This window comes from Mesorhizobium sp. B263B2A, from assembly GCF_020165775.1.
Lineage (GTDB): Bacteria > Pseudomonadota > Alphaproteobacteria > Rhizobiales > Rhizobiaceae > Mesorhizobium > Mesorhizobium opportunistum.
Map to the genome: position 1 here is coordinate 34,674 of NZ_JAIUIU010000026.1, position 21,272 is coordinate 55,945.

Annotated in this window: 24 protein-coding genes; 20 read left to right on the forward strand and 4 right to left on the reverse strand. The window is 63.8% G+C overall.

The genetic code is table 11. The features are described 5' to 3' along the window. Window positions 1–133: 133 nt before the first annotated feature. Complete coding sequence (hemB, locus tag LB568_RS28295; protein WP_224731851.1) at window positions 134–1,165, reverse strand: porphobilinogen synthase; 1,032 nt, start codon at window positions 1,163–1,165, stop codon at window positions 134–136. Between the two features lie 86 nt (window positions 1,166–1,251). Continuing rightward, window positions 1,252–2,109 carry a DUF2066 domain-containing protein gene (locus LB568_RS28300; protein WP_224731852.1) on the reverse strand — a complete coding sequence of 286 codons (858 nt, stop codon included), beginning with the start codon at window positions 2,107–2,109 and terminating at the stop codon, window positions 1,252–1,254. Window positions 2,110–2,347: 238 nt separating this feature from the next. Between LB568_RS28300 and LB568_RS28305 the strand changes: the two genes are divergently transcribed. The 5 genes from LB568_RS28305 (at window position 2,348) to LB568_RS28325 (ending at window position 6,858) form a co-directional block, all read left to right on the forward strand. After that, on the forward strand, window positions 2,348–2,800 hold the full coding sequence (locus LB568_RS28305; protein WP_224731853.1) for a methyltransferase family protein: 453 nt from the start codon (window positions 2,348–2,350) through the stop codon (window positions 2,798–2,800). A gap of 107 nt (window positions 2,801–2,907) precedes the next feature. After that, on the forward strand, window positions 2,908–3,951 hold the full coding sequence (locus LB568_RS28310; protein ID WP_224731854.1) for an enoyl-CoA hydratase/isomerase family protein: 1,044 nt from the start codon (window positions 2,908–2,910) through the stop codon (window positions 3,949–3,951). Further along, window positions 3,948–4,370, forward strand: coding sequence for a DUF6163 family protein (locus LB568_RS28315; protein ID WP_013896003.1), 423 nt, complete (start codon window positions 3,948–3,950; stop codon window positions 4,368–4,370). The genes LB568_RS28310 and LB568_RS28315 overlap by 4 nt, the downstream gene beginning before the upstream one ends. A 238-nt stretch (window positions 4,371–4,608) precedes the next feature. Further along, window positions 4,609–5,124 (forward strand): transcriptional regulator LdtR, encoded by a 516-nt coding sequence (gene ldtR, locus LB568_RS28320; protein WP_013896002.1) that lies wholly within the window; start codon window positions 4,609–4,611, stop codon window positions 5,122–5,124. Between the two features lie 480 nt (window positions 5,125–5,604). Next, window positions 5,605–6,858 carry a L,D-transpeptidase family protein gene (locus tag LB568_RS28325; protein WP_013895999.1) on the forward strand — a complete coding sequence of 418 codons (1,254 nt, stop codon included), beginning with the start codon at window positions 5,605–5,607 and terminating at the stop codon, window positions 6,856–6,858. Here the strand turns inward: LB568_RS28325 and LB568_RS28330 are convergent. After that, window positions 6,842–7,087: a hypothetical protein gene (locus LB568_RS28330; protein ID WP_224731855.1), complete on the reverse strand. Its 246-nt coding sequence runs from the start codon at window positions 7,085–7,087 to the stop codon at window positions 6,842–6,844. The two genes, LB568_RS28325 and LB568_RS28330, sit on opposite strands and share 17 nt — an antisense overlap. On the opposite strand from LB568_RS28330, the gene LB568_RS28335 reads away from it, so the two are divergent. From LB568_RS28335 to LB568_RS28385, 11 genes are all read left to right on the forward strand, one after another. After that, window positions 7,068–8,711 carry a Na+/H+ antiporter gene (locus LB568_RS28335; protein WP_224731856.1) on the forward strand — a complete coding sequence of 548 codons (1,644 nt, stop codon included), beginning with the start codon at window positions 7,068–7,070 and terminating at the stop codon, window positions 8,709–8,711. The two genes, LB568_RS28330 and LB568_RS28335, sit on opposite strands and share 20 nt — an antisense overlap. A gap of 175 nt (window positions 8,712–8,886) precedes the next feature. Continuing rightward, window positions 8,887–10,200, forward strand: coding sequence for a serine hydroxymethyltransferase (glyA, locus tag LB568_RS28340; protein ID WP_224731857.1), 1,314 nt, complete (start codon window positions 8,887–8,889; stop codon window positions 10,198–10,200). Window positions 10,201–10,341: 141 nt separating this feature from the next. Beyond that, window positions 10,342–10,920, forward strand: a complete 579-nt coding sequence (locus LB568_RS28345; RefSeq protein ID WP_224731858.1) for a hypothetical protein — start codon at window positions 10,342–10,344, stop codon at window positions 10,918–10,920. A 157-nt stretch (window positions 10,921–11,077) separates the two neighbouring features. After that, window positions 11,078–11,557: a transcriptional regulator NrdR gene (gene nrdR, locus LB568_RS28350; RefSeq protein ID WP_013895995.1), complete on the forward strand. Its 480-nt coding sequence runs from the start codon at window positions 11,078–11,080 to the stop codon at window positions 11,555–11,557. A 2-nt stretch (window positions 11,558–11,559) separates the two neighbouring features. After that, window positions 11,560–12,690, forward strand: coding sequence for a bifunctional diaminohydroxyphosphoribosylaminopyrimidine deaminase/5-amino-6-(5-phosphoribosylamino)uracil reductase RibD (gene ribD, locus LB568_RS28355; protein ID WP_224731859.1), 1,131 nt, complete (start codon window positions 11,560–11,562; stop codon window positions 12,688–12,690). A 67-nt stretch (window positions 12,691–12,757) separates the two neighbouring features. Then, window positions 12,758–13,375 (forward strand): riboflavin synthase, encoded by a 618-nt coding sequence (locus tag LB568_RS28360; protein WP_224731860.1) that lies wholly within the window; start codon window positions 12,758–12,760, stop codon window positions 13,373–13,375. 69 nt (window positions 13,376–13,444) lie between these two features. After that, window positions 13,445–13,705, forward strand: a complete 261-nt coding sequence (locus LB568_RS28365; protein WP_013895992.1) for a CopG family ribbon-helix-helix protein — start codon at window positions 13,445–13,447, stop codon at window positions 13,703–13,705. Beyond that, window positions 13,705–13,980, forward strand: a complete 276-nt coding sequence (locus LB568_RS28370) for a type II toxin-antitoxin system RelE/ParE family toxin (RefSeq protein ID WP_224731861.1) — start codon at window positions 13,705–13,707, stop codon at window positions 13,978–13,980. Before LB568_RS28365 ends, LB568_RS28370 begins: the two co-directional genes overlap by 1 nt. An 81-nt stretch (window positions 13,981–14,061) precedes the next feature. Next, window positions 14,062–14,556, forward strand: coding sequence for a 6,7-dimethyl-8-ribityllumazine synthase (gene ribH, locus LB568_RS28375; protein ID WP_140571386.1), 495 nt, complete (start codon window positions 14,062–14,064; stop codon window positions 14,554–14,556). After that, on the forward strand, window positions 14,553–15,053 hold the full coding sequence (gene nusB, locus LB568_RS28380) for a transcription antitermination factor NusB (protein WP_013895989.1): 501 nt from the start codon (window positions 14,553–14,555) through the stop codon (window positions 15,051–15,053). The genes ribH and nusB overlap by 4 nt, the downstream gene beginning before the upstream one ends. Next, complete coding sequence (locus LB568_RS28385; protein ID WP_224731862.1) at window positions 15,050–16,261, forward strand: MFS transporter; 1,212 nt, start codon at window positions 15,050–15,052, stop codon at window positions 16,259–16,261. The genes nusB and LB568_RS28385 overlap by 4 nt, the downstream gene beginning before the upstream one ends. A gap of 9 nt (window positions 16,262–16,270) precedes the next feature. On the opposite strand, the gene LB568_RS28390 is transcribed toward LB568_RS28385, so the two are convergent. Beyond that, entirely contained in the window at window positions 16,271–16,843 is a 573-nt protein-coding gene (locus LB568_RS28390; protein ID WP_013895987.1) for an NADPH-dependent FMN reductase, read from the reverse strand. Between the two features lie 207 nt (window positions 16,844–17,050). Here LB568_RS28390 and LB568_RS28395 point away from each other — a divergent pair, with 207 nt between their 5' ends. The 4 genes from LB568_RS28395 to LB568_RS28410 all read left to right on the forward strand — a co-directional run bounded on the left by LB568_RS28395 (window position 17,051) and on the right by LB568_RS28410 (window position 21,119). Continuing rightward, window positions 17,051–17,962, forward strand: a complete 912-nt coding sequence (locus LB568_RS28395; RefSeq protein ID WP_013895986.1) for an ABC transporter substrate-binding protein — start codon at window positions 17,051–17,053, stop codon at window positions 17,960–17,962. Window positions 17,963–18,274: 312 nt separating this feature from the next. Continuing rightward, window positions 18,275–19,438, forward strand: coding sequence for an ABC transporter permease (locus tag LB568_RS28400; protein WP_013895985.1), 1,164 nt, complete (start codon window positions 18,275–18,277; stop codon window positions 19,436–19,438). Further along, a complete protein-coding gene (locus LB568_RS28405; RefSeq protein ID WP_013895984.1) occupies window positions 19,435–20,373 on the forward strand; it encodes an ABC transporter ATP-binding protein in 939 nt (312 codons plus the stop codon). The genes LB568_RS28400 and LB568_RS28405 overlap by 4 nt, the downstream gene beginning before the upstream one ends. Continuing rightward, a complete protein-coding gene (locus tag LB568_RS28410; RefSeq protein ID WP_013895983.1) occupies window positions 20,370–21,119 on the forward strand; it encodes an ABC transporter permease in 750 nt (249 codons plus the stop codon). Before LB568_RS28405 ends, LB568_RS28410 begins: the two co-directional genes overlap by 4 nt. Window positions 21,120–21,272 lie beyond the last annotated feature (153 nt).

The following is a 21,272-nucleotide window of genomic DNA, read 5'->3' on the forward strand; positions in this document are numbered from 1 at the left end:
GTACCCGGACTTCTCCGCCATGTAGCGGGAAGTCCTTGCCTGTAAGTTCCTTATGGAAGTCGCGGATGCCGTTCATGGACGACCATGTCTTATGGACGACCACGTCGCTGACTGGCCGGGGGAGGGCGAGAACCTACCCCTTCAGCATCGTCGCCACTTCAGGCGCGAAATAGGTCAGGATGCCGTCGCAGCCGGCGCGCTTGAAGGCAAGCAGGCTCTCCAGCATCGCTTTCTCGCCGTCGATCCAGCCATTGGCGCCCGCCGCCTTGATCATCGAATATTCGCCCGACACCTGGTAGGCGAAGGTCGGCATCTGGAATTCGTCCTTCAGCCTGCGGATGATGTCGAGATAGGGCAGGCCGGGCTTGACCATCAGCATGTCGGCGCCCTCGGCGATGTCCTGCTCGGCCTCGCGCACGGCTTCGTCCGAGTTGGCATGGTCGATATAGTAGGTCTTCTTGTCGCCCTTGAGCAGGCCGGCGGTGCCGACCGCCTCGCGGTAGGGGCCGTAGAAGGCCGAGGCGAATTTGGTCGCGTAGGACATGATCGCCACGTCCTGAAAGCCGTTGGCGTCGAGCGCATCGCGGATGGCGCCGATACGGCCGTCCATCATGTCGGACGGCGCGATGATGTCGGCGCCGGCCGCCGCCTGGATGACGGCCGCCGCCGCGACCTGTTCGACCGTCTCGTCGTTGACGATGATGCCGTCGCGCAGAATGCCGTCATGGCCGTGGCTGGTGAACGGGTCGAGCGCGGCGTCGGTGATGATGCCGATCTCGGGCACCGCGTCCTTTATGGCACGGGTGGCGCGGTTAATGACATTGTCGGGGTCGAGGATGTGCGAGCCGGTCTGGTCGCGCAAGGCCAGATCGACATTGGGGAAGGTGGCGAGCGCGGGAATGCCGAGCCTGGCGGCGCGTTCAGCCTCCTTGATGGCAAGGTCGATCGACAGGCGGAAGACGCCGGGCATGGCGGCGATCGGCTCACGCACATTTTTGCCCTCGACGACGAAGATCGGCCAGATCAAGTCGTCGACCGTGAGCCGGTTCTCCTGCACGAGCCGGCGCGACCAGTCGGCCTTGCGCATGCGGCGCAGGCGGCGGCTGCCGGTGACATCGTCGACGCTGCGAGCGCCGGCTGGCTTTGTCGGGGTGAATCTGTTCATTGCCAAAACTCCGGATCAGCGGCTTTTACCACGAGCCCTCGGTGCTGACCAATGCGACACGTTTGTGCCAGGAGCCGCACGCTATGTCAGCCGGGTTGACCATTGCCGGATAGTATTTGTGCGGCGCCACGGATCGCGGCGCGGAACGCCTCGTCGAAGCTGACGCCGCGGACCTGCCACTCATAGGTTTTGCCATCGACCGCAAGGGTTTTGCCATCGACCGCAAGCCACCAGTCGACGACCCAGCCCAATTCCCTGTCGCGCCAGCTGATGTGCCCGAAAAGCAGCGGTCGGCCGCCAAGGGTTCTTGCAACGCCGCCCAGCATTTCGGGCGAGGTGGCCATGGCCCTTACCTCCTCGAAAATGAAGCCGCCCTTGGTGAGCGTAGCCTTGTCTGGAATGACGATCGACATTGCCAGGGGCTGGGCAGCCGCCTCAAACGATTCCCGCATATAGGGGCTCTCGTCCCCGTCACTGGCGAGTACGAAGCCACGCCCAGCACGTTCCACGGCCAAGAGTATCGTCAGCGCCGGCCGTTCGCCAAGCCAGGGCCTGCTGCCCAGCGACGCCAGCACCTTGTCGATCACGTCAGGCTTGTAGAGACAGGTGAGATCATGCGGCCGGTCATGCGTGCCTTGCTCGTCGTGGATCGGAATGCCCTCCAACCGGTCATGGTAACGGAAAGCATCGACGAAGCTGCCGGCCTTGTCGCGCAGATCCGCTATCTCTGGCTTGTCGAGCAACCGCTGGTCGCCCGAAACCCTGACCAGAACCCGGTCCAGGCAATCCCGGAAGCCTATCTGGCGGTTCTCCTCGCCTTGGCCGGTGACGATGGTCTGCGACTGGTAGAGATCGTCCAGCGTGGTTGCCAGGACAGGATGGGCGGCCAGGCATCGCCCGATCAGCCCGATTGCCACCAGCGCAAGGCGTAAAAATCGAGCCATGAACAACGTCCGCCGTCCAGCATTTGCCGGTCGATTTCTAGCATCGACCACGGACGCGAGCCAAGAGGCTGCACCGGCCGTGTGGCGTTGACGCGTCCTTGCAGCACGCTAGGTCGGCATGGGGCAGCGGAAGGAGCAAGCCATGGTCTTCGTCTAGTCCATCTATGCCGCCTGGCTCGCGCTGATCGTCTACCTGACCGTTTCGGCGTTCGGTGTGAAACGGGATACCGAGGAGCACATGCCGCAGCGACTGGCACTGTTGGCCGCCATGATCGTCGCTTTCCTGCTCCCGCGTGTGCCGATGTTCCGGTTCGTCAACTTCGCACCCGTGAACGCCGTGTTGAGCAGCATCGGTGTCATCGTGGCCGTTGCCGGGATGGCCTTCCTGGTCTGGGCGCGGCAAACCCTTGGCAGCAATTGGAGCCAGATCGTCTCCGCCAAGCAAGGCCATGAACTGGTGACGTCAGGCCCTTACCGCTATGTCAGCCACCCCATGTACACAGGTGGCCTTGTTGCATGCATCGGCTCGGCGATCGTGGTGGGCGGTGGTTTCATCTTTCTGCTGATCCTGCTGGGCGTGATCTTCCTGTGGCGTGTCGGCGCGGAAGACAGGCTTCTGGCACGGCAATTTCCCGACGAATTCCCGGACTATGCGCGTCGCACGAAGGCGTTGATCCCGTTCGTGTGGTAGCAATTCCAACCGATCATGCTTCCTGTCCCGGCACACGACAATTGACGTTCGCCCGGTCGCCGCTTAGCACTTCAATCCCGCAGGCGCGGGGGAGGGATTCTCTGGCGATGGATTTTGGTGGAGGCGACGAAATTCGCTTCGAACGGTCGGGCAGGGCTGGTGTCGTCACGTTGACGCGGCCGCAGGCGCTCAATGCCGTCACCCATCGCATGGTCAAGGCGCTGGGCAAGGCCCTGCGTTCCTGGGAGCGCGACGACGGCGTCGACGTCGTGGTCCTCAAGGCCGAGGGCAGGGCGTTTTCGGCCGGAGGCGACATCCTGGATATCTACGAAGCCGGCCGGGCCGGAGAGCCGCCGGTCGCGTTTTTCGCCGACGAGTACCGGCTCAACGCCTACATAGCGCGCTTCAAGAAACCTTACGTGGCACTCATCGACGGCATCGTCATGGGCGGCGGCGTCGGCATTTCGTTCCACGGTTCGCATCGGGTGATGACCGAGAATGCCCAGTTCGCCATGCCGGAGGTCGGCATCGGCTTTTTCCCGGATGTCGGCGCCAGCCATCTGCTGCCCGATCTTGGCGGCTCGTTCGGCATGTATCTGGCGCTGACCGGCAACCGCATCCGCTATGGTGACGCGCTATGGTCGGGGCTGGCCACCCACACCATCAAGGCCGAGGACCAGGCGAGCTTCCTCGATCGGCTGGTACTGACCGGCGATCCGGAATCGGTGCTGCGCGGTTTCTTCGTCCAGGCCAGGCGAGAGACCGACAGGCCGATCCTGGAAGCGATATCGCGTCATTTCGCCCAACCATCGCTGCAGGATGTCGTCGACAGCCTGGAACGCGCGGCGGGCACGGACGAATTCGCGGCAAAAACGCTGGCGACGATCCGCATGCGCTCCCCGACCAGCCTTCGCGTCGCCTGGCGGCAGATCAACGCCGGGCTGACACTATCGATGGACGATTGCATGAAGATGGAGTTCCGCATTCTCAACCGCATGCTTGCCGGACACGATTTCTATGAAGGCATCCGCGCCGCCATCATCGACAAGGGGTCAAAGCCGCAATGGCGGCCGGCAAGTCTCGACGCGGTCAGCGAGGCCGATGTCGAGGCCTATTTCGCCCCACTCGGTGAACGGGAACTCCTGGCATGAGCGAGGTGACTTCGAGACGCGTGGTGCTTCAGCCCTCGACGGTCGAGGTCATCTTCGCCTGGTTCCAGCGCGTCATCGCCGGCTACTGCCTGCTGTTCGGCATCCTGTACTGGGTCAAGCTGATCGGCTTCTATCCAGGTTCGCTGTGGCGCTTCGACCTCATGCCGGTGCACTGGCAGGTCGCGGCGGTGATGCTCGCCGTGTTCTTCCCCTTTGCCGCGGCGGGGCTGTGGATGCTGGCCTCCTGGGGGCCGGTGATCTGGTTCATTTGCGCGGTCACAGAGACCGTCATGTATGCCGGCTTTCCCGAGCTTTTCGGCCATCGGCTGCTGATTGTCGTCTCGCATGCGGCGGTGGCGCTGCTCTACATCGTCTTTCGCGTCGTCATCTGGCTGCAGAAACGCCCGGTACGGCACTAAGCCATTGAGCGCATTGACGACTTCGTGACAGCCCGGAACCGGCCCCGCGACAAGCGCCTAAGCCTTTAGGTTAATTATCCTTACTCGGGTGACCGTTCGTTAAGCCTCTTCCGAAACCTATTACCGGTAAGCTCTTGTTAGCCCTAGCGTTTAAGTCGAATTTTATGAGTATTCGATAGTGTCGCGATCAAGGTGAAAAACAAAAAATCACCAGGGCGACAAACGAGAGGCAAAGACAATGATCAATTCGCGTCCGGCGGCGAAGACCGCCAACGTATCCGACGATCGCCGCGAGGCTATCCGTTCCCTGTACATGGAATCGCTGCAGCTTGTTGAGCGGCTGCACCGCCGCCTGCTTGATGTGATCAAGGACGAATTCGACCGCAACGGCCGTTCCGACATCAACGCCATCCAGGCGCTGCTGCTGTTCAACATCGGCAATTCCGAACTGACCGCCGGCGAACTGCGCTCGCGTGGCTACTATCTCGGCTCGAACGTGTCCTACAATCTGAAGAAGCTGGTCGATCTCGGCTTCATCAACCACCAGCGTTCGCGCATCGATCGCCGCTCGGTCCGCGTCTCGCTGACGCCGAAGGGCAACGAAGTGGCCGATGTGGTCGCCGGTCTCTATGAGCGCCATGTCGGCTCGATCGAGCAGGTCGGCGGCATCAACACCGACGAGTTCAAGCAGATGAACCGCGCCCTGCAGCGGCTCGACCGCTTCTGGAACGACACCATCGCCTATCGCATGTAAGGCGTCCGTCGCATCGGATTTGGCCCGCGCCAAAGAAGCGCGGCCGCAAGAGCGACCTTCAGTCAGGGCCGGTGCCGAAAGCACCGGTCCATTTTCTTATGATGGATGGCCATCCAGACGGTCAGCGCGCTACGGTCGAGGACGAGGCTGGCTTCTGACCGGATATCTGGGGATTGGGTATCTGGATTGTCACCGGTGCCGAAAAGCACCGGTTCTTTCTTTTCGCGATGTCGCCCGAAGCAAATTGCGGGCCAAGGCCACGTTGCCGCCATAATCGCGGTGGAAGCGAGGATGCGGGTGATGCTGCCGGCCAGCGCTTGCGCTCACTTGAACCCGCATCGCGACAGCGCCTTTGACGCCTATGCGATGCAGGTCATGGTTGGCTAATTCTTAACATTGCCAACCCTAGACTGCGGGCTCAATCGCCCGTTGAGAGCAAACCGAGCGAGATCGAACACAGCAAGAATGTCTGGAACGTCCATGAGAACCAGCCGCCGTTTTTTCCTTTCTGGAGCCTCCGCGCTCGCCGCCGCCATGGTGGCCGGCCGCGCGAGTGCGCAGGATGTGATCGGGGATATCCTGAAATCCTCGGCTCGCGGCAATTGGGATGACCAGTTCGACGCCCGCGCCAGCGAAGGCGGCAAGGTCGCCTCGACGCTGCCGATCTTCAGCCCGCAGACCGTTGCATTCACCGAACAGGCGGTGGCGCAATACCAGAACATTGTCGGTCAGGGCGGCTGGGTAGATGTTCCCGCCACCAAGAAACTGGAACTCGGCGTCGATGACCCGGACGTCGTGCCGCTGCGCAAGCGCCTGATGATTGCGGGCGACCTGTCACAGAGCGCCGGCATTTCGACCGCCTTCGATTCCTATGTCGACTCCGCGGTCAAGCGCTTCCAGTTGCGCCACGGTCTTCCGGCAGACGGCTCGATGGGCAAATACACCTATGCCGCGATGAATGTTTCGGCGCAAATCCGGCTCGGTCAGTTGCAGACCAATCTGCAGCGGCTGAAGGAGAAGGCCGGCACGCTCGGCAGCCGCTATGTGCTGGTCGACATTCCGGCGGCGCAGATCGAAGCGGTCGAGAACGACCGCGTCGTGCTTCGCCACACGGCCATCGTCGGCAAGATCGATCGCCAGACACCGATCGTCAATTCCAAGATCAACGAGATCATCGTCAATCCGTACTGGAACGCGCCGGTCTCGATCGTGCGCAAGGACATCATTCCGCTGATGCGGAAAGATCCCGACTATCTGAAGAACAGCCATATCCGCCTGTTCGCGCCGGATGGCAGCGAAGTCGATCCGATGAATGTCGACTGGTCGACCGACGATGCCGCCAAGTACCGTTTTCGCCAGGATCCCGGTTCCGAAAACGCCATGGCGTCGGTGAAGATCAATTTCCCGAGCCCGGATGGCGTCTATATGCACGATACGCCGCAGCAGAGCCTGTTCGGCAAGATGATGCGTTTCGATTCCTCGGGCTGCGTGCGCGTCCAGAACGTGCGCGACCTCGTCACCTGGATCCTGCGCGACACGCCCGGCTGGGACCGCCAGCATTTCGAGGCGGCGATCAAGACGGGACAGAACACGCCGATCCAGGTCACCAACCCGGTCCCGGTGCACTTCCTCTATCTGTCGGCCTGGTCGACCGGCCCCGGGGTCGTCCAGTTCCGCGACGACGTCTATGCGCTCGACGGCAACAGCGAGCTGCAGATCACGTCTTCGCTTTAAGCGCCTGATAATTTTGACGAAAAGCCGCCATCGAGGGCGGCTTTTCTGTTTGCGGGCGCAGCCGCTGATTTACCAGCCGCACCACCGCTTGCGCGCGATTGACGGCGCCGAGTTTGGGGGCCGGCCTTTGATCATCGCGGTGCCGGCGCGGCTTGTCTGGACGCGAGCGCCACGATTGCGCATGGTCCCCCGACAGCCGGAATCGCGCCATGCAAACCGCCGTCTTCATCCTCATCGTGCTCGTCTTCGTCGCCATTTCCGGCGCACTGGTGCGCCTGGTGCGGGTACCGCTGCCGGTGCTGCAGATCGCCATAGGCGCCGCGCTTGCCTGGCCGGTGCGTGGCATCCATGTCGAAATCGACCCGGAACTGTTCCTGCTGGTGTTCATTCCGCCGCTGCTGTTCAGCGACGCCTTTGGCGCGCCCAAGCGCGAACTCATCGCCTTGCGCCGGCCGATACTCGATCTCGCCATCGGCCTCGTCTTCTTCACCATTGTCGGCTTCGGTTATGCCTTGCACTGGCTGGTGCCGAGCATTCCGTTGGTCGTGGCCTTCGCGCTAGCCGCGGTGCTGTCGCCAACCGATGCGGTGGCTGTCTCCTCGATCGTCGACAGGAACGTGGTGCCGGCGCGGCTGATGCACATCCTGGAGGGCGAGTCGCTGCTCAACGACGCGTCGGGCTTGGTGATGTTCCGCTTCGCCGTCGCGGCGGCATTGACCGGCAGTTTCTCCTTCGCCGCCGCCTCGCTAAGTTTCCTCTATGCCGTGGCGGTCGGCATCCTGGCCGGGGTGGCTGCACTGTTCGTCGCCGCCAAGATGCTGCAACTCTTGAACCGCATTGGCGGCGTGCCGGCCGAGGCGCAGGTGCTGATCACCATCCTGCTGCCCTTCGTCGCCTATCTCGCGGCCGAGCATTTCGGGGCTTCGGGTATCCTGGCCGCGGTCACCGCGGGCCTTTTGACCGGGAGCACCGGGATATTCCGCTTCCTTGGCGTCTCGGCGCGCATGCAGACCATCTCGCTGTGGACGACGTTTTCTTTCGTCTTCAACGGCGCGCTGTTCATCGTGCTCGGCCTGCAGCTTCCCGAAATCATCCGCAAGGTGCCGGCGGAACTCACCGGCCACTATCCCGTCGTCCAGCCAGTACTGACCGTGCTGGCGCTGACGCTGTGCCTGATCGCGCTTCGCTTCGTCTGGATCTGGATCGGCGACATCACGGCGGGTATCGCGGCGCGGCTCGGCAAGCGCGAGGCGGAGCCATTCGGCCTGCGCGTGCGGTTGGCCGGATCGGTGGCGGGCGTGCGCGGGGCGATCACGCTGGCCGGCATCTTGTCGCTGCCGCTGGCCTTGCAGGACGGCTCGCCATTCCCCGCGCGCGACCTTGTCATCTTCCTCGCCGCCGGCGTCATCATCTGCTCGCTGGTGATCGCTAGCCTTGCCCTGCCGGTGATCGCGCGCGGGCTGGTCGAGCCGGGCGAAGACGCCGGCGCGGCGGAGGAGCGCTTGGCGCGTGTCAATGCGGCGAACGCTGCAATTGCCCACATCGAGAGCATGGCGAGCGGCAGCGACGACGACGGCGAGGTGCCCGGCGCCAGACTTGTCGCCGCCGAAAACATCGTCGCCGGCTACCGACGCCGCATCGCTGCTTCCGACGCTGCCGATGAGGCCCGAGCCGAGGCGCGCGAGGCCGGGCGGGTGGAGCTCGAAATGCGACTTGCCGGCATCGAGGCCGAGCGCTCGGCCGTACGCAACATGGTCCGCAGTGGCCAGATCAACGACCATACCTCGCGGGCGTTGTTTACCGAGATCACGCTCACCGAAGCCTTGCTCAGGGGGCGGCAGGAGCGGAAATAGCCGGTTCCGGTCCGCCTCTGCCGCAAACCGGCCAGCAAATTTCGCGCTGCAAACGTGGCGGGTCGGAAACAACTGTGTTAATGGCGCGGCAATGCAGGTTGCCCAAAGGCGTGCAACGATTTTGGGCCGACGATGTGCATAAACAAATTGCCCCGAACCAGAGGATTTTCAGGCCATGGCAATAGCAGCGGCAGCGTCGAACAAATTCGAATCCTTCTTCGAAACCACGCTGGAAGACGCCGATCCGGAGATTTTCGGCGCCATCCGCAACGAACTCGGTCGCCAGCGCCATGAGATCGAACTGATTGCCTCGGAGAACATCGTTTCCCGCGCGGTGCTCGAGGCGCAGGGCTCGATCATGACCAACAAATACGCCGAGGGCTATCCGGGCAAGCGCTACTATGGCGGCTGCCAGTTCGTCGACGTTGCCGAGGAACTGGCCATCGAACGGGCGAAAAAGCTGTTCGGCTGCAACTTCGCCAACGTCCAGCCGAATTCCGGCAGCCAGATGAACCAGGCGGTGTTCCTGGCGCTGCTGCAGCCCGGCGACACCTTCATGGGCCTCGACCTCAATTCCGGCGGCCATCTCACCCACGGCTCGCCGGTCAACATGAGCGGCAAGTGGTTCAAGGTCGTGTCCTATGGCGTGCGCAAGGAAGACCATCTGCTCGACATGGACGCGATCGAAAAGACCGCGCACGAGACCAAGCCGAAGCTGATCCTGGCCGGCGGCACCGCCTATTCGCGCATCTGGGACTGGAAGCGGTTCCGCGAGATCGCCGATGCGGTCGGCGCCTATCTGATGGTCGACATGGCGCACATCGCGGGCCTCGTCGCCGGCGGCGTGCATCCCTCGCCTTTGCCGCACGCGCATGTGGTGACGACCACCACGCACAAGTCGCTGCGCGGCCCGCGCGGCGGCATGCTCCTGTGCAATGACGAGGACATCGCCAAGAAGATGAACTCGGCGGTGTTCCCCGGCCTGCAGGGCGGACCGCTGATGCATGTCATCGCCGCCAAGGCGGTCGCCTTCGGGGAAGCGCTGAAGCCGAGCTTCAAGATCTATGCCGAGAGCGTCGCCGCCAACGCCAAGGCTCTGGCCTCCAGCCTTCAGGAAACGGGCCTCGACATCGTGTCCGGCGGCACCGACAACCATCTGATGCTGGTCGACCTGCGCCCCAAGAACGCCACCGGCAAGCGCGCCGAGGCAGCGCTTGGCCGCGCCAACATCACCTGCAACAAGAACGGCATCCCCTTCGACCCGGAAAAGCCGTTCGTCACCTCGGGCGTGCGGCTCGGCACGCCGGCCGGCACCACGCGTGGCTTCGGCCAGGCCGAATTCCGCGAGATCGGGAAGCTGATCGCCGAGGTGCTGGACGGGCTCAAGGTCGCCAATTCCGACGAGGGCAACGCCGCGGTCGAGGCGGCCGTCAAGGCCAAGGTGGTGTCGCTGACCGATCGTTTTCCGCTCTATCCTTATCTTGGTTGAGCATCCTTATCTCGATTGACCAGCCTCTTATCTCGATTGACAAGGCCCTTATCTCGATTGACCGGACGCGAAGCGTCATCTTTTATCCGCCGGCAGCGCGTCACCCCTGATCGGGTGGCGCATGGAACTGGAGAATTGATGATGCGCGATTTTCGTCTTGCCTCACTCGGCGCTCTGGGCTGGCTGGCTGCTTGCGGGTCCGCCTTGGCGCAGACCCAGCCGGCCCCCGACATGCCTGCCACCAGCACGTTCGGTGTATGGACAACCATGGTCGATACGCTCGACACCGGCCAGGATGCGCGCAAGACCTGCGCGGCTTCGACGGCGTTCTACGATGCGGGTGGCAATTCGGGCACGCTGACCTTGTCGATCTCGAACGGCGATGCGCTGCCGCCGGATGCCTATCCGGCAGTCATGATCACCATCGACAACAGGAGCCTGCAGACCGGCAAGAAGATCGCGGCGATTTTTGGCGATCCTGGCGTCAAGGTTTCGACGACCGTCTATTCCAACGACGCGGTCAACGGCCGTCCGACCTGGACGGTCGACAATCAGCCCAAGACCAGTCTCGCGCTGCTGCGTGCCATGCGCCAGGCCACCTCGCTCGACGTGACTTTCGGCAAGCAGGCTATCGCCAGCATCCCGATGGACGGCTTTACCAAGGCCTATCGCAGCCTTGGTGCATCCTGCGGCTTCCCGACCAAAGACGTCGCGCCGTGACGCGGACAACCGGATCGGCATAGGCGCCGCTGGCAATCTTCCTCGTGCCTCGCTATCTCTGATGCGGCGGGCCGTCGAAGACACGGAATTGCTTCAATCCCGGCCGGAAAGGCTCTAAGCCTTTCGCCTCACCAGATTCGCGAACCCAAGGCTCTCCATGCGCTGTCCCTATTGCCAGTCCGAAGATACGCAGGTGAAGGATTCGCGCCCCGCAGAGGACGGCGCGGCGATCCGCAGACGGCGTGTCTGCCCCGATTGCGGCGGCCGGTTCACCACATTCGAGCGCGTGCAGCTGCGCGACCTCGTCGTGGTCAAGAAGTCGGGGCGAAAAGTGCCGTTCGACCGCGACAAGCTGCTGCGCTCGGTCGAGATCGCGGTGCGCAAGCGCAATGTCGATCCCGAGCGCATCGACCGCGCGGTGACCGGCATCGTGCGCCAGCTCGAGAGCTCCGGCGAGACGGAAGTGGCCTCGGGCGAGGTCGGCCGCCTGGTCATGGAGGCGCTGAAGTCGCTCGACGATGTCGCCTATGTGCGGTTCGCCTCGGTCTACCGCAATTTCCGCGAGGCCAAGGATTTCCACGAGTTGCTGGGCGAACTGAAGGGCGACGAAGACAAGAGTGAAGAGGAAGCCGGCTGAGCATGGCAGGATCGCGACAGGGCGAGGCCGCACAAGCGGCCCTTGATCACCGTTTCATGGCCGCTGCGCTACGGCTGTCGCGCAGGAATGCCGGCAGAACCTCGACCAACCCTTCCGTCGGCACGCTGATCGTGCGCGATGACGGTGCTGGGCCGATGATCGTCGGCACAGGCGTCACGGCAGTCGGCGGCCGGCCGCATGCCGAGACCGAGGCGCTGGCCGAAGCGGGCGAACTCGCGCGCGGTGCCACGGCTTACGTCACCCTGGAACCCTGCGCCCATCACGGCCGCACGCCGCCTTGCGCCAATGCGCTGGTCAATGCCGGCGTCGCGCGCGTCGTCGGTGCCGCCAGCGATCCTGATCCGCGCGTCTCCGGCAAGGGCTATGCTATTCTGCGAGCCGCCGGTGTCGAGGTGATCGAAAAGGTGCTGGCGGCGCAAGCCGCCGAGCAGATGGCCGGCTATCTCATCAGATCGCTGAAAAAACGTCCGGAAGTGATTCTGAAGCTTGCGCTTTCCAGTGACGGCAAGATCGGCAGGGAGGGCGCCGGCCAGGTCGCGATCACCGGCGAGATGGCCCGCCGCGAAGTCTATCTGATGCGGGCCGAGGCTGACGCCATCCTGGTCGGCATCGGCACGGCGCTGGAGGATGACCCAGCGCTGACGGTCCGCTTGCCCGGGCTGGAGAACCGTTCGCCGGCGCGCATCGTGCTCGACCGGCAGATCAGGCTGCCGGAGGCTTCGAAACTGGTTTCGGGCGTGGATCGCGTGCCGCTTTACGTTGCGGCTTGCCTGGAGGCCGATCCGCAGCGCAGAGCGGCCCTCGAGCGCGCCGGCGTGCGCTTCATCGGCACCGAAACCCATGAAGGCGGCGTCGCACTGCCGGAGCTGCTCGAGGATCTGGCGGCGCTCGGCATGGCAAGCGTGCTGGTCGAGGGCGGCGCCAGGGTGGCGAGCGCCTTCCTGGCCGACGGGCTGGTCGACCGCATCGTGCTGTTCCAGGGACCGGAAGCGATAGGTGAGGGTGGCATTGCATCGCCCATCGACGCTGACCATATCCCGGCAGGCTTTCGCAAGCTGCGCGAGATGCGCTTCGGCGAAGACGGTTATGCCGAGTGGATTAGAGATCTCTAGACCATGATCCCGAAAAGTGGGACCCGGTTTTCGGATAATGTCATGGTCAAACAGGAAGACAACATCGATGTTTACCGGAATTGTCACCGATATTGGCACCGTCGCGGCGATCAAGTCGCTGAGCGAAGGCGTCGGCTTGCGCATCGACACCGCCTATGATCCCACGACCATCGCCATCGGCGCGTCGATCTCCTGCGGCGGCGTTTGCTTGACGGTCACGGCTTTGCCCGACAGCGGCTCGAACGCGCGCTGGTTCGAGGTCGAGGCGTGGGAGGAAGCCTTGCGGCTGACCACCGCCTCTGGCTGGAAATCCGGCACCAAGGTCAATCTCGAACGGGCGCTGAAGATCGGCGACGAACTTGGTGGCCACATCGTTTCGGGCCATGTCGACGGCACCGCCGAGATCGTCGAGCGCAAGGATGAGGGCGACGCGGTGCGCTTTACGCTGGAAGCGCCGCGCCATCTGGCGAAATTCATCGCGCCGAAAGGCTCCGTCGCGCTCGATGGCACCTCGCTTACCGTCAACAAGGTCGAGGGGACCCGCTTCGACGTGCTGCTGATCCACCATTCGCTGACCGTGACCACCTGGGGCGAGCGCAAGGTCGGCGACCGCGTCAATCTCGAGATCGACACCATGGCCCGCTATGCCGCGCGGCTGGCGGAGGCGGCGAAAGAGGGACTTTGAGTGCTGCCTGCTTGAACCTCGACTTAGTCAGTATTAATCGCTATGATTAAGTCTGATTGTGAGGCTCAGATGGACACAAAAGTAATCACCGCTCACGTTCCGCTGCCGCTAGCAGAAAAGGTGGATCAGCTAGCTGCTCGCCTCGATCGCCCGCGCGGCTGGATCGTCAAACAAGCTCTTTCCGCGTGGGTGGATTTGGAGGAGGAGCGCCGACGTCTCACGCTTGAAGCACTGGCCGATGTGGATGCAGGACGGGTCATCGATCACCAGGCCGTGCAGGCGTGGGCTGAGAGTCTTGGCACCGACAAGCCACTACCGGTGCCTCGTTGATGGAGCTGAAATGGACCAATAAGGCTTTGTCCGACTTGGTCCGGCTCCACGATTTTCTCGCGCCAGCAAATGGCCCGGCGGCCGTACGCGCCGTGCAGGCGTTTGCTGCCGCGCCGGCACGGTTAGTCGAGTATCCGCGCATCGGTGAGAGACTAGAAGAGTTCGAGCCACGAGAAGTGCGCCGCATTTTGGTAGGCAGCTACGAAATTCGTTACGAAATACAGAACGCGACAATTTCTGTGTTGCGCCTGTGGCATACGCGAGAGGATCGATAGGCCCGGCGGCCCTCCGCCAATCTTCCGCTTGCGATCAACCCGGCTTCGGCCTAAGTCACCGGCAACCCCCCGGAGACTTTTATGGCTGGTACCTCCCAACACGGCAAAGCCTTCATTCGCCCGAAGGCGAAGGCGCACTTGCTTATCATCGAAGCGCGCTTCCACGACGGCCTTGCCGACGCGTTGCTTGATGGCGCGACAAGCGCGCTCGATGAAGCGGGCGCGACCTACGACGTCGTCACCGTTCCAGGTTCGCTGGAGATTCCCGCGGTCATCACCTTCGCGCTGGACGGCGCGGCGGAAGGCGGCACGAATTACGACGGCTTCGTCGCGCTCGGCACCGTCGTTCGCGGTGATACATATCATTTCGACATCGTCGCCAATGAATCCAGCCGCGCGCTCATGGACCTGTCCGTGCAGGACTCGGTCTGCATCGGCAACGGCATCCTGACCACCGAGAACGACGCGCAGGCGTGGACGCGGGCCAAGCGCTCGGAAGGCGACAAGGGCGGCTTTGCCGCGCGTGCGGCGCTGACCATGATCGCGCTCAAGGAAAAATTGGGAGCGCAATCGTGAGCGAGCCCGCTTCGCCCGGCCAGCCGGCGGTGCGCCACGCCAACAAGCGCGGGGCTGCCCGTCTTGCCGCCGTGCAGGCGCTCTATCAGATGGATGTCGCCGGCAGCGGCGTCTTCGAGATCACCGCCGAATATGAGGCGTTTCGCCTTGGCAAGGAAGTGGACGGCGCGCTCTACCGCGAGGCGGATGCCCAATGGTTCCGCGCCATCCTGACGGGCGTCGTAGAGGACCAGAAGACCATCGATCCGATCATCCGCCAATCGCTGACCGAGGACTGGCCGTTGTCGAGGCTGGATTCGACGCTGCGCGCCATTCTGCGCGCCGGCGTCTATGAACTGATGAAGCGGGAAGACGTGCCGGTGGCGGTGATCGTCTCGGAATATGTCGACATCGCCAAGGCCTTCTACGAGGAAGATGAGCCGAAGCTGGTCAATGCCGTGCTCGACCGCGTGTCACGCCGGGTGCGCGGCGAGGGACGCGGCAAGGACGCATCGTGACAGCCATCGCCGTCGAGGTGGGCAAGGGTGGGCGGCGCACAGCGCTGATCCTCGCCGCCTCGCAGGCGATCATCGGCTCGGCGGCACCCATTGCCATCTCCATGGGCGCGCTGGCCGGGCAATATCTGCTCGGTGCCGACAAATCGCTGGCGACGGCGCCGATCACCGGCTTCAACCTTGGCGTGGCGCTCGGCGCTCTGCCCGCCGCGGCCATCATCCGCAAGATGGGCCAGCGCGGCGGCTTTATGACCGGAACCGTCGTCACCGCGCTTGGCGGCCTGGTTGCCACCTTCGCGCTTTTCCATGGCAGTTTCTGGCTATTCGCGTTCGCGCTGCTGGTGATCGGCATCGGCGGTGCCTTCGTCCAGCAGTTCCGCTTCGCCGCCGCCGACAACGCACCACCGGAGTTCAAGGCGCGCGCCATCTCCTTCGTGCTGGCGGGCGGCATCATCACCGCCATCCTTGGGCCGCAGATCGTCATCTTCACCCGCGAACTGTTCGCGCCGGTGATGTTTGCCGGATCGTTCGCCGCCATCCTGCCGCTTGCCGCGGCCGGCGCCATCATCCTGTCCTTCCTGCAACTGCCGGCGAGGGCGCCCGGCAGGGTGGAAATCGTCGACAGCGACGCAAGACCGTTGGCGGAAATCGTGACCAAGCCGCGTTTCGTCGCGGCGCTGTTCTGTGCGGTCGGCAGCTATGCGCTGATGAGCTTCGTCATGACCGGCGCACCGCTGGCCATGGTCGGCTGCGGCCTGTCGGAGGATGATGCGACGCTGGGCATCTCCTGGCACGTCATGGCGATGTTCGCGCCGAGCTTCTTCACCGGCTCGCTGATCCATCGTTTCGGCGCCGAACGCATTGTCGCCATCGGCCTGCTGCTGCTGATCGGCTGTGGTGCCGTAGCTTTGTCGGGCCTGGCATTATGGCAGTTCTGGACGGCGCTCATCCTGCTTGGCCTCGGCTGGAACTTTGCCTTCATCGGCGCCACCGCGATGGTGGCGGCCAGCTACCGGACGTCGGAAAAGGGCAAGGTGCAGGGCTTCCACGACTTTGTCCTGTTCGGCTCCGTCGCCTGCGCTTCGCTGATGTCGGGCATGGTCTACAACGCCTGGGGCTGGACCATGCTGAATTGGATGATCTTCCCGGTTGCCGTGCTCTGTTTCGTGGCGCTGGGCGCGCTGAAGGTGACGAGCGCGCGTCCGGCTTGACGTTAAAACCTATGCGTCCGGCGGCAGAACCTGAAGCACCCGCGCTATGAACATGTGGAACTCGGCCATGTAGTTGCGCAGGAAGTCCTCGGTGGATTCGACCGTCACTTCGCCGTCGTCCGTTATCAGTCCCGGGGTGAACTGGATATAGGCCTCTGGGGCATTCATCTGGGGTGAGTTGCAGAAGCTCAGAACGCTGCGCAGGCTTTGCTGGGCGACAGCGGTTGCGATGGCGCCCGGCGATGTCCCGATGACGGCGGACGGTTTGCGCGCGAATGAATTCTTTCCATAGGGGCGGCTGGCCCAATCGATCGCGTTCTTCAATCCTCCAGGGATCGAGCGATTGTACTCCGGCGTGACGAACAGCACGGCCTGGACGGACGCGATCGCCTTCTTGAAATCCTGGGCGACCTGCGGGAAATCGGCGTCGTAGTCGTAGCTGTAAAGGGGCAGATCCCTGAAGGGGATTTCGGTCATTTCAAGTTCCGGAGGAGCCAGTTGAACGAGCGCCTTCGCGAGCTTGCGGTTGATGGATCCCCGGGCAAGACTGCCGATGAGGTAACCGACTTTGTGTATGGCCATGACACGCTCTCCGTGTTTGCCACCCCGCACCCTCACTGCATTATCCGCCAGATGGCGGCAGATCGCCAGCGTCGCCTCGAAATTGCCCTTCCCAACAAAAATATTGCGTCTGTGCCCATTGTTATGAAACCGTGTGCCCCGACTGGCCGTTGAAGCCATGCTCATATGCGGCGGCCGCACTACGGTTCACAGCAAGGGATTTTCACGATGTTTTCAGTCAAGGTTCTGGCCAGCGCGGCATTGGCGCTCGGCATCACAATGGCATCCGCCAGCGCCCAGGTGGTTGTCTCCTCGAAGATCGACACCGAGGGTGGCGTGCTCGGCAACATCATCCAGTTGGTCCTCAACGCCAACAACATCAAGACGACCGACCGCATCCAACTCGGCGGCACGCCGGTGGTGCGCAAGGCGATCACCGCCGGCGAGATCGACATCTATCCCGAATACACCGGCAATGCCGCCTTCTTCTTCGAGAAGGCCGACGACCCCGTGTGGAAGGATGCCGCCAAGGCCTATGAGACGGCAAAGAAGCTCGACTACGACGCCAACAAGATCGTCTGGCTGTCGCCGGCGCCCGCCAACAACACCTGGGCGATCGCATTGCGCAAGGAAGTGGCCGACACCAACAAGCTCGCCACGCTCTCCGACTTCGGCAAATATGTCGCGGGCGGCGGTCAGGTGGTGCTGGCGGCATCCGCCGAGTTCGTCAATTCGGCGGCAGCCTTGCCGGCCTTCCAGACCACCTATGGTTTCAAGCTGAAGCCTGAGCAGTTGATCACGCTCTCCGGCGGCGACACGGCGGCGACCATCGCCGCGGCCGCCAATCAGACCAGCGGCGCCAACGCCGCCATGGTCTACGGCACCGACGGCGGCATCGCGCCGTCCGGTCTTGTCGTGCTGGAGGACGACAAGGGCGTGCAGCCGGTCTACCAGCCGGCGCCGATCATCCGCGAATCCGTGCTCAAGCAACATCCCGAGATCGAGACGCTGCTGAAGCCGGTCTTCGCCAAGCTCGACCTCGTCACCCTGCAGGAACTGAACGGCCGCGTGCAGGTCGGTGGCGAGCCGGTCAAGGGCGTCGCCGAGGGCTTTTTGAAGAAGAACGGGTTTTTGAAGTAGTCAGCCAGAGATCGTGACGTTGGTGCGAGGCGCCCCCCTCTGGAAGCTGTTGATCTCCCCCCTTGCGGGGGAAATGTCCGGCAGGACAGAGGGGGGTGCTGTCCCGCCGACCTCTCAACCCGTTACAGCTGCGGGCTTCGACAGGATTGCTTCTGAACAAGCCAACGATCGAAAGTTGGCGATCCTTCACACCCCCCTCTGGCCTGCCGGCCATCTCCCCCGCAAGGGGGGAGATCGGATATCGCGTCGGCTTTCGCCAATCGCCAGCCAGCCGTGCGCAACATGGCAAGTCGCCACCCAAGTGGGGCGGCCATGACCCTCCGCTTCGACAAGCTCGGCGTGGTCATCGCCGCGATTGCGGCCTACGCGGCGTTCCTTGCCCCCTTCGCCACGTTCCGCGCCAACCGCATCGTCCCTGGCCAGCCGCGCTCGATTCTCGAGGCGCTGCCGGCAATCACCGGGCCGTTGCTTTTGGCGATCGTGGTCACGGCAGCGCTCATAGCACTGTTCAAGACGCCGCTCGTGCTGCGGCTTGCCGCCAGCGTGGTTGCGCTGGTCGCGCTCGCAGTGCTTGTCGGCGTCGCCGGCACATTTCTGACGCCGGCCGGCAACACGTTTGCCAGGGTGTCGCCGGCCTCTGGTTTCTGGATATTCATCTTCGCCTTCACGCTTTTGCTGGCGGACGTGCTGACGCGCCTGAACCTGTCGCCCTCGGCCCGTGTCGGCGTGCTGCTCGCCGCCGCCGCGGCCATTGGCCTGCTTTTGGTGTCGGGGGCCTGGAACGACCTTTCCATCCTCAAGGAATACGCCAACCGCGCCGACAGTTTCTGGGCCGAAGGCTCCAAGCATGTGACCCTGGCGCTCGGCTCCCTGCTTGCCGCGGTGGTCGTCGGCCTGCCGCTCGGCATCCTCTGCCATCGCGTCGAAAGGCTGCGGGCCGGCGTGCTCAACGTGCTCAACATCATCCAGACCATTCCCTCGATCGCGCTGTTCGGCCTGCTGATCGCGCCGCTCGGCTGGGTCGCTACGCATGTGCCGGGGGCTGCCGCGCTCGGCATCCGCGGCATCGGCACGGCACCTGCTTTCGTCGCCCTGTTCCTCTATTCGCTGCTGCCGGTGGTGGCCAACACCGTGGTCGGCCTCGCCGGGGTGCCGCGAGCCGCCAACGATGCGGCGCGCGGCATGGGCATGACCGAACGCCAGCGCCTGTTCGGCGTCGAGTTTCCACTGGCCTTTCCGGTGATCCTGACCGGCATCCGCATCGTGCTGGTGCAGAACATCGGCCTCGCCACCATCGCAGCACTGATCGGCGGCGGCGGCTTTGGCGTGTTCGTCTTCCAGGGCGTCGGCCAGACGGCGATGGACCTTGTGCTGCTCGGCGCGGTGCCAACCGTGGCGCTCGCCTTCGCCGCCGCCATCATCCTCGATGCGGTGATCGAAATGACTGCCACCAAGCGCAGGGTTGAAACGGCATGATCGAGATCGAAGGCATTACCAAGCGCTACGACGCGACAACGGTGGTCGACGACGTGTCGATGGTCATCGAGCCGCGCACCATCGCGGTCATTGTCGGCACCTCGGGCTCCGGCAAGACGACGCTGCTGCGCATGATCAACCGGCTGGTCGAACCGACCGCCGGCATCATCAAGCTCGACGGCGCCGACAATCGCTCGGTGCCCGGTTACGAACTGCGCCGCAGCATCGGTTATGCCATCCAGGGCCATGGCCTGTTTCCGCACCGAACCGTGGCGCAGAACATCGCCACCGTGCCGGTGCTGCTCGGTTGGGACAAGGCCCGTATCGATGCGCGCGTGGACGAGTTGATGACGCTCTACCAGCTCGATCCCCGGGAATTCGGGCCGCGCTACCCGCACGAATTGTCCGGCGGTCAGCAGCAGCGCGTCGGCGTTGCCCGCGCGCTCGCCGCCGAACCCAACGTGCTGCTGATGGACGAGCCGTTCGGCGCGCTCGACCCGATCATCCGCACCAAGGCGCAGGAAGACCTGCTGGCCATCCAGAAGCGCTTCGGCACCACCATCATCCTCGTCACCCACGACATGGAGGAAGCCGTGCATATGGGCGACAAGATCGCCGTGATGGATGCCGGCAAGCTCGTGCAATACGCCAAGCCCGCCGAGATCCTGGCAAACCCGGCCAGCAGCTTCGTCGAGACCCTGGTCGGCGCCAGCGAACGGCCATTCAGGCTGTTGTCGCTCGGGCGGGTGCGCGACGCTGTCGAGAAGGGCGCCGCCGATGGCGAGGCGATCCCCGGTGACGCCAGCCAGCGCGATGCGCTGGCTGAACTCCTCTGGTCGGGCCGGCCGGCGCTGCCGGTGAAAGGCGCCGACGGCAAGCCGCTCGGCCGCGTCACGGTGGACGGGCTGGTCAAGCGCGCGGCGAGGCCAGCATGAAGGCCTGGCTGCCTTTGCTGCTCAGGCTTGCGCTGGTGGTGCTGCTCGTTGCCTTCGTCACCAGCCCTGGATGGTTCGAGCCGCTGCTGAAACCGCTGACCGAAAACAACGCTCCTGTGATCTACAACCAGGGCAGCCTGCTGACGCTGACGCTTTTGCATCTGCGCACCGTGCTGATCGCCACCGTCGCCGCGACCATCGTCGCGGTGGCCTTGGCTATCCTCGTCACCAGGCCGGCCGGCGCCGAATTCCTGCCCTTGTCGCGCAGCCTGGTCAACATCGGCCAGACCTTTCCGCCAGTGGCGGTGCTGGCGCTCGCGGTGCCGGCTGTCGGCTTCGGCGAGAAGCCGACACTGATTGCGCTGTTTCTCTATGGCTTGCTGCCGATCTTCGAAAATGCGCTGACCGGGCTGACGACGCTCCCAGCCAACGTCGTCGAGGCGGCGCGCGGCGCCGGCATGACCGGCTGGCAGCGGCTGACCAAGGTCGAACTGCCGCTCAGCGCGCCGATCATCCTTGGCGGCATCAGGCTGTCGGTGGTGATCAGCCTGGCCACGGCCACCATCGGCTCGACCGTGGCCGCCAGGACGTTGGGGGAGGTCATCATTGCCGGCCTGTTGTCGAACAACTTGGCCTTCATCCTGCAGGGCGGCCTGATCGTGGCCGCACTTGCCGTGCTGATCTATGACGGCCTGTCGGCCGTCGAGCACTACGCGGCGCGGCGCATGGGACGCCAGGCGGAGTAGCTCTTGAGGGCGCTGGCGGTGATTCCCTTGCGTCATTTCAATCGATCTAAATGAAAGACCACACGGGCAGGACCGTCGCGGCTTTTGTCTTTTGGGCGAAAGCCGGGCAAAAACCGAACAATATCTTGACGTTCGCGACCCTGTTTCGCATAC